Raw genomic sequence first — 12,539 nt, 5'->3', positions numbered from 1 at the left:
ATCCTCATTCGAGCTTCTTTCTTAAGAGCACTGTTTCTGAATGCTTTTTACCTCTCTCAGGCTTTGACTTTCGAAACTGGAATTATTTTAAGCCCACACTCACTGTTCACATCAAAACTTAACATATTTCCAGTAGTTTTTTTGGCACCCCTCAACTTCTGAATTTCCATAGTCTTTATTAGCTTATCTCCGACCTGTTCAATTCTCAGCTCCAGGCATGAATTGCAAACCGATCTTAGCCTGTAAAGCACTTCCTGGGAGAAAGCATACCCGTGAACACTTATTAAAATAGTCTTTTTTTTATCACAAAGTTTTATACACTCCCTAAAAAAATTCAATAAGGTATTTTCAGAGGCATTAACCGCTAAGATCGTTAAGGAATCAATTAGAATTAATTCTTCTTCACATTCTTTTATGCATTCGAGCATTATCTCTAGAAGATTTTCACTTATTTCAGGATTTTCTTCAACATCGCTTGCATTTATTTCAAAAATTTTAGATCTACCTATTATGAAATAATCTGATATATCCTGCTTCAGGCTTTCCATATTATTCAGCAGGTTTCGGGAGGTTTTTTCCGTTGTTAAAGCTAAAACTTTTTTATCCTGGTTCAGAGCTCCCCACATAATCTGCTGCATGAAAATTGATTTTCCACTATCTTTTGCCCCTTCGAGAAGGCATAAAGAACCTACGGGTATGCCTCCTTCCAGTTTCCTATCAATTTCCAGATTTCCTGAGGATATAAATTCTAAGGGTTTTTCCTTCTCAATATTCGGATTATCTGGTATTTCTTCACAAAATGATTCGTTTTCAAGAAATAACGCCCCTTCCATATTTTCTTCCATAATCGTCCTCTCTCCCCTTTTTCAGAGCTTACCTGATCTTTTATCTTCTTACTATATCTAACTCAATTCATTAACTTAGCCTGTATAATTCTGGACTCTCCCCTTTTTCAGAGCTTACCTGATCTTTTATCTTCTTACTATATCTAACTCAATTCATTAACTTAGCCTGTATAATTCTGGACTATCGAACCAAGTTCTCTAATTCTGGACTATCGAACCAGTTCTCTAATTTTGGATTATCGAACTAGTTATTAGTTCGAGATTCTCAAGTCAGTACTCTAATTCTGGACTATTGAACCAGTTCTCTAATTCTGGACTATCGAACCAGTTCTCTAATTTTGGATTATCGAACTAGTTATCTAGTTCGGGCTATTGAATCAATCACCTAATTCAGGAATATTGAATCAATCGTCTAATACAGACGTTTAAAATATCCTGAAGCCTTTGCTCCATTTGGGGCAGCTACAAGCAGCCAGTTTACACTCTTGTTTTCCAAGGAATCTTCGAGCAAAATCTGCAATTCCATCTCCTCACCCGGATCAAGAATTCCAGGATTTACCAGATCTGGACTTATATTTCCCACAGTCCATTTGTTTTCTAATGTGTCTGAATCTTCCTTGTAGGGAACCCATATGGTTTTTGCACTGCCTGATGCGTTGGAGTACTTAACGATCACGTCCATGTAATCATAGTCTCCTACCTTTGTGGAGCCCATATTATTCAGGGACACGAAAATACCGGCCTCATTTGCAGAGATGTTTGTAATCTCAATTTCGGTTTTCATGATCTCATTTTCATTTTCCTGCATTTCCATTACTGAATTTGCAAGAACGTCTGCCATGTAAAACCCCCCGCTTGAGCAGACATAAGATGCCAGGAGGAGAATTGCAACCGAAATCATTGATGCAATAACCGTTCCGAATCCCATCATGACACCGTAAAATAGGCCTCTTCCGAAACCCCGTTGTATGCACTAAATTTAATGAAATACTTCACTCTGCTGACAGGCACATCAGCAGGCTTTAATCTGATCTGCAGTGTTTCCCCTTTGTCCCAGTTATCGTCGTTGCTTTGCTCTATAGAATAATTCCAGCAAGGAGCCAGACATCCATTCTCGTCATATGGTATTCTTTCAAATTTCCCGGCCTCTCCAAAAAAAAGGTCAGATTTCTGAATCAAACTGGAAGATATCCCCTTAGATCCCACATTTTTAATCCATATGTGAACCTCTGAGCCTTCAGCGGCAGTTGTCTCATGCAAAATTTTCATATCTGTCAGGATCTGGTCTCCCATTTCATTGGTACGGCTGACTATAGGGTCTCCTGCAGAAATTACAGACGGGTATACAATTGAAACAAATGAAAATGCACATATAACGGATGCTATTGTTAGAATCGCAGAGCTTATCGATTCCCCACTCATTTTTCGACCCCCGCCTTACTTTCCAATTCTCTGATAAGTTTGAGTAAACGTATATCAGTTTAAATAAATATACATTAGTTTAGATAATAGTGATTATATCAGCCTATTTATCTCATAAGCCCCAATTATGCCAGCAGTGCTGGTTCTGTTCGACAATAAATCTTACATTCCACAGCAACAATAACTCTATTACAAAGCGACAACAACTCTATTACAAAGCGACAATAACTCTATTACAAAGCGACAATAACTCTTACATCATACAGGATTTTCTAAAATAAATTAACACTAATAAATTAGCTGGTTTAATTAGAACATTTGATCTGCTTTTCACTCGATTTAGCAGTTCGTACATCTAGTCGATTTCTTAGTTCGTACATTTGATTAAAGAAAAATCCTGTCTTCCTTTTTTGTCTTCTCTCCAGCCTGGATCTTCATAAAGAGACTGGATTCCATTTTTGAATTCCTTTGGGTCGAGAATTGCACTCAGTTGCGAAAGCACTATAATATTATCTTTCATGCTAACCCTGTCTTCACATGCAGGTTCTTCAACGGAAAGGTTTGCAATATTTTTGATAACGTATTTGGTCTCTTCAGAAAGCGGCCCGGTAAGCGAATACAGGTCAAGCAGGACTTCCAGATTGCTGTGCCCAACTGTCCGGATAGCATAATCGACCCAGCGCATGAGTTCGACAAGGATAAAAGTATCGATTTTTCGGACTGGTACTTCAGGTTCAATCTCCTGTATTTCGTTTATCTGAGCTTTCTGTTGTGACATATTTTCTTCGGGGACCTCATCTGGGAAAATAGTTTTGACCGGTTCCTGAACGCTTTTTTTATTTTTGCTATTTTCGAGACCTGTTTCTGGAACGCCTGTGGATAACTCTAACTCCCTATTTTCTTCAGCAGCAGATAGTTTATTCTTCGCTTCTGTCCCTTTTTCTTTTGTTTCAAGCCTTGAAACTCCATTTTTCTGGCCATTGAAGAAGGGATTTTCATTTTTGTTTACAAGGTCCCTTATATCCACGAGTAACTCCTTTATCTCCCCTTTTACGATTTTAAGTTCAGTTTCCATATCTGCAACTCTTTTCTCCAGTTCCATATTAACCACCTGAACAAAAAATGAAACTTTTTCATCCTTACATAAAAGAAGGGGAAGTACCCCCCCTAAAATCCATTATTACTTCAGAACCATAACTGGATCGATCTGTGCCGGAGTTATTCTTGTTATTGGAACAATTGCACCTATCTTTGGTTTTATTTCAAGCCTGAATTCGACGTTTTCCGCTCCACCTTCAGTTGCAAGCAATGCTATTTCTGAGTCTTCATTAGGTACAGTGATAGATAATTGCACTTTCTCATGCTGTTCTAGAACCGTATCGCCATCGTTATTTCCTACAAATGACTGAGACCATGCCACTTCTGGGCTATATATAGAACTGTCAGCATACGATACCACCAGCATCCCAGCATCACTATTAGCTCCTATATCCACAGGAGATTGCCCTGCTGTAAGCTGAAGGGTGACAAGTAGTGTATCTACAGTATTGGCTGTAGTAGTACTTTCTTTTGCGATCACATCACCTGCAAGTTCAACGGAAGAAGTAGTTTGTTTTACACCCTCATCGATAGTCTTCTTGGCAGTATCAGAAGTTGTAAATCCTGCCCCGAGCACCACATAAGAAAACACTGCTGCCACAACTACAAAAGCGGTCAGCACAATTGCTGATTCGAGCCCTGTGAAGGCTTTATCGTCTTTTCTAAAAATGCTAAAAATTCCTTTCATTCTGATTCACTCCAACTATTATTTTTGAATGAAAGTATATAGAGAAATTAAAGGGTCATGTTCTCAGCATATATACTTCTCAAATTAGACAGAGTTTTTTGATGGGAAACGAGATATTCAGGAGCTGATCTACATGATTCCCTATTAATTACCCCCATACACATACCCACAAATTTCCAATAGATACTAACATCTTCTGATTTATTAACTTTTCTCAAAAATTAAAAAAGAGTGCAAATGAAGATATATTAATTAAAGAATTATAGAAAAGCTGTCTACAGATTTGGGAACTATTCCCAAATTTGAAGTTACGCCCAAATTTGAAACTGTTCTGAGAAAAATCAAAATTTCAGTAAATCAATGGCAATATACCCGAAAGTTCTGTAAATTAGGATTGACTCTGTATCCTTTTTCTTCACCACAAAAAATAGGAAGAAGAGTCAATGATTAATTTATTCTCGCTCATAAAAGATTATCTTATCGATCAGGAAGTTGGAGTTTGCCAATAATGGTAAGAATTTTTATTGGATCATGTTTTACCCGGAAGATCTGATCCTCGTAATCTCCGTGTTTTCCACAACGTTTCCCCTGAAGTTTTCCTATAAGCCTTTTAAAAAAACTGCTTCCCTGCAATCCTTTTAAAAAAACTGCTTCCCTGTAACCTTTTTCAAAAAAGGTTTGATCGAAAAAGAGGCACCGTTTAAGTTTGAGGATCTTATCCCCAAACCCTATCGCGTGATCAACCGGCGCAACGGTTGCGGCTCAACAGTTGCGTTAGAACTTTCCACGGCCTAACTGAGCATGAGCACGGGCAAGATGTCCTGCAGCCTGGGCTCCTATAAGGTTAACTTCTCCTGCAAGCACGGCAGAAGCTACGATTTCTGCAAATTTCTTAGAGTTTATTCCGGGAACGTCACCTGCGCCTGCAACGCCGAGAATATTCAGGCAATCTCTCTGGGTTCCAAGGCCAGAGCCTCCCCCAACGGTTCCTACAGGCAGGGAAGGCAGAGTAACAGAACATTGAATTTCTTCATATTTTGTAAGCTCCATGCTTGTAATTGCAGTGCTCCCTTCAACAACGTGAGCGGCATCCTGCCCGCAGGCCAAGTAGATCGCAGCAATAATGTTTGCAGCATGTGCATTGAAACCAAGTGCTCCTGCTCTTGCTGAACCCAGCAGGTTTTTGCTATAATTTACCTCAAACATAGATTCGGGCGTACATTTCAGGGTCTCCTTTACAATTTCCTTTGGAATCGTAACTTCGGCTACAACCGTTTTTCCTCTTCCAAGAATTGTGCTTATTGAAGCCGGTTTTTTGTCGATACACATGTTTCCTGAAAGGGTAACAGGATGCGCTCCGAACTCGTCTTGTATGAGGTGCATCACGGCATCAGTAGCTATAGTCACCATGTTCATGCCCATAGCATCTTTTGTATCATACGAGAACCTGAGGTATACGTATGTGCCGGTTACGAAGGGTCTTACAGAAAGCAGTTTTCCAAAGCGTGTAGTTTTTTCAGCAACGACTTTCATCTTTTCAAAAATCTCAGGACATTTTACCCATTCATAAAATTCTTTAGCTCTGCTAAGACTTTCCAGCTTAAAAACAGGCGCTCTTGTCATCTCATCCTCAAAGACTCTGACGTTTGCTCCTCCTGATTTCGTGATAACCGAACAGCCGCGATTTACACCGGCAACAAGAGCTCCTTCAGTCGTAGCAAGTGGGATGTAGTATTCAGAATTCGCATATTCTCCGTTTACCTTAAGAAGCCCGGCAATTCCAAGGGGAATCTGAACTGCCCCTATCATGTTTTCAATATTCCTTTTCGATGCGGCTTCAACATCAAGGGAAAAATTTTGGATATGTTCAAATTCAAGTTTTGCAAATTCCTGTATTGCCAGCCGTCTGAGTTTTACTGAAGTTTCAGGGTCTGCAAATTCCTCAATCTTGCGGAGAGCTACATCGCCATCCAAAATTTTTTGTAAAAGAACTTTTTCTTCCTCACTTAATTCATAATCCTGTAAAAACATGAAATCACCTGCTAAAATTGTTTTATTTTTATTCTCAAAAATTAATTGACTGAAGGGCTGAAATATTCAATATCAAATAACCATTTTAAAGTCGTATATTAAAGTTGTATATTTATATAAAAATCCATTTTTACCCTAATTATGTGCACAAACGCTCTCTTGTTTGATTTGCGTTTTTATATTTTTATTCTAATATGTGCATATTAACATATAATTCATTCCTCAATGTGATATTTTCCATTAGCCCTGAACAGTTTAAAAAATAAATTACATATAAAAAGATCTGTCGGTTTAAACTACATCAAAAAAACGCGTATGGAATTTTGTGAACTACCACTCATCTAAAGACTGAGTGGCTTCTTGGTTCATTCCTCCCTCTATTGAGGGCAAGTCCCCAAGCTCTTCCCCGCGTTCCGCAGGTGTTATAATCCAATTAGATTTTGATCTATGAGAGCAAATTTCTTGATATTGATAGCGGCATTTATATCTCTATCATGTTTTGTTTTACAGTCTGGGCAAGTCCATTCTCTATCTTTTAATGTCAAATTTGAATTATGATATCCACAAACATGACATACTTTAGAAGATGGTTCAAATTGCCCAATTCTCAGGATGGTTTTTCCGTACCATTCAGCTTTATACTCTAGTTTTGTTACAAAACTGCTCCATGCGGAATCACTTATAGCCTGCGCCAAATGATGATTCTTAACCATTCCTTTAACATTCAGAGTTTCCAGAGCTATTGCTTGGTTTTCGCTTATGAGTTTAAAAGAGAGTTTGTTCTGGAAGTCGTTCCTCTGATTAGTTATTTTGTCATGTAGTACAGCAAGCCTATGTTTGGCTTTTACCCTGTTCTTAGAACCTTTCTGTTTCCTTGATACTCTTTTTTGAAGAACCTTTAACCTGTTCAAAGAGTTTTTCAGGTAGTTAGGATTCTCAATCTTTTCTCCTGTGGAAAGTATAGCAAAATCTTTAATCCCGACATCTATACCCACTGTAGTAGATTCTGAATACTTCTGTTTTGTAGGAAGTTCTTTTCCATCTTCAACAAGGATACTAATGTAGTAATGTCCTTGACATGTCCTTGAAACAGTAGCTGTTTTAAGCTCGCCCTCAAACTTCCTGTGAAAAACTGCTTTAATTGGTTCTATTTTAGGGAGCTTAACAGTGTTTTTTTCAAAGTCTACGGAGTAGTGTTGAGGTACAGGAAAAGATTGAATTGGGTTTTTCTTAGATTTGAACTTAGGAAAGCCGTTCTTCTCTCGGAAAAATCGAGTGAAGGCAGACTCAACCTGCTTAGTCATTCCCTGCAATGATTGAGAATTGACTTCTCCTAACCATTCATTAGAAGCTTTCAAGACAGGAAGCTTTTTGTTTAAGTCAAATCTGGAAATTGATTTTCCTGTCTGTTCATAAGTTTTAATTTTCTGATCAAGTGCCCAATTGTAGACAAACCTACAGCTACCTATATGCTGATTTAACTGAACAGCTTGTGTAGCTGTAGGATAGAGCCTAAATTTGAACGCTTTCGTCATACAAGGTATTAAATGGTTTAACAATATATATACTTTTTTGGTAAATATAAAGTATGAAACACGGAATCATAGCAAATTTTTGTTAATGTAACACATTATTTTCGTTTGCAAATACCGAAAAGTCATACTTGAACCAATTAGCGAAGAACTCAAACAGATTATGATTGACATTTCAAAAGAGTCTAACTTTGAAATCCTTGAAATGGAAACTGACACCATATTCATTTATTGATTAAGAGTGAACCAAAAGTTAGTGTTTTATCTATTGTCAGAAAATTGAAGCAAGAATCTACGAACGGGTTATGGAAAACACAAAAAGAATATCTGGAAAAGTATTATTGGGGTGAAAATATGTTATGGAGTGAGGGATATTTTGCATCTACAATCGGAAATGTTAGTAAAGAGGCGGTAGAATATTATATACGAAATCAGGGGTGAAGTTGACGCTTATATCCCCTAAGCTAAAGACTTAGGGGTTTTACGCTTATTCATATAAAATATAAAATTTACAGAAAGATTATCAGACCCGACTACAGTTCCATTAAACCGGAAAAACGAAACATTGCAGATTAGTCCTCTCCCAAGAAATCCTTGGTTTTCTATGACTTCCAAGCAACTAAAGCAGAAATCTGCAATTTTTAAATCGACCCACCTGTGTAAAGATTACCGCTGTTTACCCCCTAACTCAGCCCTCTTGAGCAAACGAAGCGAGCGAAAAGGGCACCGCTCTCCCGAGACGTGAATAGGGTGATGGAGCTAGGGTGATGGAACTTGGGTAACAGAACTCGGATGACAGAATTCGAGCAGCGAAAAGAGCATCTGCAATCCCGAGAAGAGACTGGGGTGGGTAAGTAAAGAGCAAAAGGGATTTAAAAAAGGCTAAAATTGAGTGAGATGTAGATTACATATTCTACAGGCCGGTTTCAGTTTATATTTCGTAGAAGGACCGGTTGGGGGCAGGCTAGAATTTGAATGAAGAAAATCTGACTTAGAAAAAGCTACAATAAAACACATTTAATTGCTTAAAGCTGTTATTGCTTAAACACATCATTTAAGTTTGAAATGTCCAGGAGTTTAGAAAGTAATGATTAACTGGTTTTCTTCAGTATATTTCAGAAAGAGTTCGGCTACCTCTTTTGAGCAGATGAATTCTATTCCAGGGATCAATTCTTCTTTTTTAAGCCCGATCATATCCGAGGCAAGCTGGCAGCACCGAAACTCCACTCCCATATCTATACATTCCTGTACAGTGTCATCGTACTTGGGCGATCCTCTTGTTTTATCTTTCTTTGCAAGTAGCACCCCCATAGGCCCCCACAGAATAACCAGCACGTCGAGACCCTTATTCCTGTAGTACTTCGCAAACTTGAGAGTTTCCTTAGGGCTGGTGCTTTCGTAAACCATATTTTTTAGCAGCAATAATGCTTTTTCGACTTTTGTCATAAAAACTCCAGGTATGAATAATACATTTCTGAAACAGATTACCTAGATGTATATAAAGTTTCACATTGAAAAAGGGAGTCTTTGTCTTTTCACTTTTTAAAAATAATTTTGTTTATTTTTGTGAGAACTGGTAAAATTCAGATACTTACCCCTGAATAACTAACTTCATAGCAACGTAAAATTATAGAGTCATTTCACCACCTCGAAGTTAGCCAGAACTTTCATTGATTCAAAAATTTTTTAAAGTTTATTGTTGATTCTAAATGTCCGATATTCGAAACTCTGGCTTTATAGGAAACCTCAATTTAAGCTGAACAGTTTATGTATTTTCTTCATAATGTCATACACTGAGAATCTACCTGCATCTTGAAAATAATATTTAAATTATATGAGAAAAAGAATCTAAAAAATCATTTAAACAGCCGATATGCAGAATTAAGGCCGAGATTCAAATTAAAAAAGGAGTTTGAGTTTAGGGGACCGGACCTGAGGATATCCTGTTTTCAGCTTCCCTGCCCCTTCAGCTTGTTTTGCTTTCAATTTGTCCTGTCTCCAGCTGTTAGTAAAAAGCTGGAAAAATAAGCATCGTCTGAATATCGAAAGTTTTCATAAAAAGGTAAGCAAAAGCTTACCTTACGATTACAACAACCGCGCCTCTGACTTCAAGCACATCGACTTCCCTACCACCGGAAATCACTTCTTTCCTTATCTCTACGGCTTCGGGTTCAAGCTCGATCGGTTTGCCGTCTACATTAACGGTTATTTTTCCTGAAGCTGCCTGAGCTTCAATTGCAGCAGGACTCTCGGCTTTGAGAGCTTTAACTACAGCACCTGCATCTTTTCTGAATCTGGGGCCCAGAATCCCCATATTGGGTTTAACTTCCACTGGCACATATTCAAAGGAAGGAGCCCCTTCCATCAACTCAACTTTCGAGTTTGCGGCGCCTGCGATATCCCCTGTATCAATATCTGCATTGTATATCTCAAGCTTTTTCAGAGGAGCATTAAGTGCCATTCCCAGTTCTGACTTGTATCTGCGGACCTCACCTGTGATCTCTTTAATCAGTTCCCCTGCAGCTTCGGCTTCTTCGTTTATTAAACTTTCATCGACTGCCGGCCAGGCCTGTGTATGGACGCTTTCGTCGCTAAGTCTGGAGTACAGCTCTTCTGCAAAGAAGGGTATAAAAGGTGCAAGCAGAAGCGAGAGAGTTTTAGTTGTCCTGTAGAGCACATACTGGGCTGCTCTTTTGCCTTCTGGATCATCACCATAAAGCCTGCCTTTTACGAGTTCCAGGTAGTTGTCAGCAAGGACTTCCCAGGCAAAACCTCGTATGGCCTTGAAAGTAGAATCAAACTGGTAATCATCAAGCTCCTTTGTTGCGGTGTCTACAAGCCTATTAAGTTTACTCAGCAGCCACCTGTCAATTATATGGAGAGAGTCCTTCTGGAATTTTTCGGCATCTTCCTGTCCGAAGCCCTTCAGGTGAGACATTGAGAAACGGTAGATACTCCACATCTTCTGGAGGAAACGAGAAGCTGAAACCACATCTTTCCAGCGGAACATTACATCCGAACCTGTGGAACCACCAACTGCACCCCACTGCCTGAAAGCATCGGCGCTGTACTTTGTGGTTACTTCTTCAGGAGAGATAACGTTTCCAAGGGACTTGCTCATTTTATGTCCGTCAGGCCCGAGCACCATACCATTAATCACTATAGAATCCCATGGTCTCTTGCCTTCAAGAGCCAGGCTCCGCAGGATTGTGTAAAAGGCCCAGGTTCTGATGATATCATGACCCTGTGGACGGATCTGCGCAGGCAGGCGGAGGTCATGCTCACTCTCCCAGCCAGTAACATGTAATGCCGTAATCGAGGAATCCATCCAGGTGTCCAGCACATCGGTTTCAGGCTCAAATTCAGTTGATCCGCAGGCGCAGGCTTTCTTTGGGGCAGCCTCATTAGGGTCAATCGGAAGCCAGCTCTCTTCTGCAACCATTACTTCCCCGCACTTCTTGCAGTGCCAGATCGGAATTGGAGTTGCAAAGATCCTCTGTCTGGAAATGCACCAGTCCCATTCCATTGTGCCTGTCCAGTTCTGAAGCCTGACTTTCATGTATTCAGGATACCATTTGATCTCATCCGCAGCTTTCAGGATTGCATCGTTGTCGATCTTTACGAACCACTGAGGCTCCGAAAGGATTTCAATCGGGGTGTCACAGCGCCAACAGAGCCCGACATTCTGTTCCAGAGGTTTCTGGTCATAGAGGAAACCTGCAGCCTTCAGGTCTGCAACTACAGCTTCCCTGCATTCGGCAATGCTCAGGCCTTCATACTTGCCTGCCGCTTTTGTCATCTTGCCCTGTTTGTCGATGGCTTTTATGAGGGGAAGTTCGTATTTCACCCACCAGCGTACGTCCTGCTTATCCCCGAAAGTACAGATCATTACAGCGCCTGTACCGAATTCAGGCTCAACATCCTCATCGGCAATCAGAGTCACTTTCTGGCCAAAGAGAGGTACTGTAATCTCCTGACCGACATACTGGCTGTAACGTTTGTCTTCAGGGTTTACTGCAACTGCAACACAGGCTGCCATAAGTTCCGGCCTGGTTGTTGCAATGTCTACCTTGTCGAAGTGGACAAAATTAAGCTTTGTTTGCCTTGTTTCATACTCGACTTCTGCAAAAGCAATAGCAGTTTCACAGCGGGGACACCAGTTGACAGGATGTTCCTCATGGTAAATGTAATCCTTATTATACATCCTGACAAAGGATTTCTGCGTTTTTACGAAGTATGAGGGATCCATAGTAATAAATTCGTTACTCCAATCTACGGAAAAGCCCAGACGCAGCATTGTTTTACGCATCTTGTCAATATTTCCTGCAGTCAGTTCCCTGCACATCTTGCGAAACTCGGCACGTGGAACCTGATTTTTCGTGATTCCATGAATTTCTTCAACCTTAACTTCAGTTGGCAGGCCGTGACAGTCCCAGCCCTGGGGGAACATTACGTTGTACCCGCGCATACGTTTGTATCGGGCAACAAAGTCGATATAGCACCAGTTAAGTGCATTTCCTATATGGAAATTACCTGTAGGATAAGGAGGTGGGGTGTCGATAATGTATTGGGGACGGGGGTCTTCTCCCCAGTTGAAATGGTACATGGAGAGGTCCCATTTATCCATCCACTTTTCCTCAACCTCACTTGCATTATATTCTTTTGGAATTTCTGATTCTGTCATAAAGACACTCCATGATTGGGAAATAGTGTAAGAATTCTTGGGGTTTAGAGTGCTTGCGATTATTTAAATATATCTGGTTTTGGATAACGTAAATATTTCTTACTTTTTAATGCCGCTCCAGTATTTTATAAGAATATACTTTTTGCTTCTGTTGATTGCATTTTTATCCGAAAAAACAAATTTGCCAGCGTATAATTTGCCAGCATATTAAAGTATCAGCGTATAAATGTACCTAATTA

At 39.7% G+C, this 12,539-nt stretch carries 9 protein-coding genes and 1 pseudogene; 1 reads left to right on the top strand and 9 read right to left on the bottom strand.

Features of this window, described 5'->3' with window-relative positions:
* Positions 1-56: 56 nt before the first annotated feature.
* The 7 genes from MSBRW_RS14845 to tnpB form a co-directional block, all read right to left on the bottom strand.
* Positions 57-845, bottom strand: coding sequence for an ATPase domain-containing protein (locus MSBRW_RS14845; protein WP_011306948.1), 789 nt, complete (start codon positions 843-845; stop codon positions 57-59).
* Positions 846-1,257: 412 nt separating this feature from the next.
* Entirely contained in the window at positions 1,258-1,776 is a 519-nt protein-coding gene (locus tag MSBRW_RS14840) for a hypothetical protein (protein WP_230669784.1), read from the bottom strand.
* The gene (locus MSBRW_RS14835) at positions 1,773-2,267 is read right to left on the bottom strand and encodes a hypothetical protein (protein WP_011306950.1); all 495 of its coding nucleotides are present in this window, start codon (positions 2,265-2,267) and stop codon (positions 1,773-1,775) included. The genes MSBRW_RS14840 and MSBRW_RS14835 overlap by 4 nt, the downstream gene beginning before the upstream one ends.
* 367 nt (positions 2,268-2,634) lie before the next feature.
* Positions 2,635-3,369, bottom strand: coding sequence for a hypothetical protein (locus MSBRW_RS14830; RefSeq protein ID WP_011306951.1), 735 nt, complete (start codon positions 3,367-3,369; stop codon positions 2,635-2,637).
* A gap of 78 nt (positions 3,370-3,447) precedes the next feature.
* Positions 3,448-4,053: an archaellin/type IV pilin N-terminal domain-containing protein gene (locus MSBRW_RS14825; RefSeq protein WP_011306952.1), complete on the bottom strand. Its 606-nt coding sequence runs from the start codon at positions 4,051-4,053 to the stop codon at positions 3,448-3,450.
* Between the two features lie 774 nt (positions 4,054-4,827).
* A complete protein-coding gene (gene hmgA / locus MSBRW_RS14820; protein WP_011306953.1) occupies positions 4,828-6,084 on the bottom strand; it encodes a hydroxymethylglutaryl-CoA reductase (NADPH) in 1,257 nt (418 codons plus the stop codon).
* A gap of 422 nt (positions 6,085-6,506) precedes the next feature.
* Positions 6,507-7,619, bottom strand: coding sequence for an IS200/IS605 family element RNA-guided endonuclease TnpB (gene tnpB / locus MSBRW_RS14815; RefSeq protein WP_011306954.1), 1,113 nt, complete (start codon positions 7,617-7,619; stop codon positions 6,507-6,509).
* A 94-nt stretch (positions 7,620-7,713) separates the two neighbouring features.
* On the opposite strand from tnpB, the pseudogene tnpA reads away from it, so the two are divergent.
* Positions 7,714-8,057: pseudogene (gene tnpA / locus MSBRW_RS14810) on the top strand (IS200/IS605 family transposase).
* A 636-nt stretch (positions 8,058-8,693) separates the two neighbouring features.
* On the opposite strand, the gene MSBRW_RS14805 reads toward tnpA, so the two are convergent.
* Together MSBRW_RS14805 and MSBRW_RS14800 are read right to left on the bottom strand one after the other, a co-directional pair.
* Positions 8,694-9,062, bottom strand: a complete 369-nt coding sequence (locus tag MSBRW_RS14805; protein ID WP_011306955.1) for a DsrE family protein — start codon at positions 9,060-9,062, stop codon at positions 8,694-8,696.
* A 628-nt stretch (positions 9,063-9,690) separates the two neighbouring features.
* On the bottom strand, positions 9,691-12,300 hold the full coding sequence (locus tag MSBRW_RS14800; RefSeq protein WP_011306956.1) for a valine--tRNA ligase: 2,610 nt from the start codon (positions 12,298-12,300) through the stop codon (positions 9,691-9,693).
* Positions 12,301-12,539: the final 239 nt, after the last annotated feature.

Origin of the sequence: Methanosarcina barkeri str. Wiesmoor, from assembly GCF_000969985.1 — an archaeon.
In the GTDB taxonomy this organism is placed as follows: domain Archaea; phylum Halobacteriota; class Methanosarcinia; order Methanosarcinales; family Methanosarcinaceae; genus Methanosarcina; species Methanosarcina barkeri_B.
This window is presented reverse-complemented; position numbering and strand designations above follow the sequence as displayed.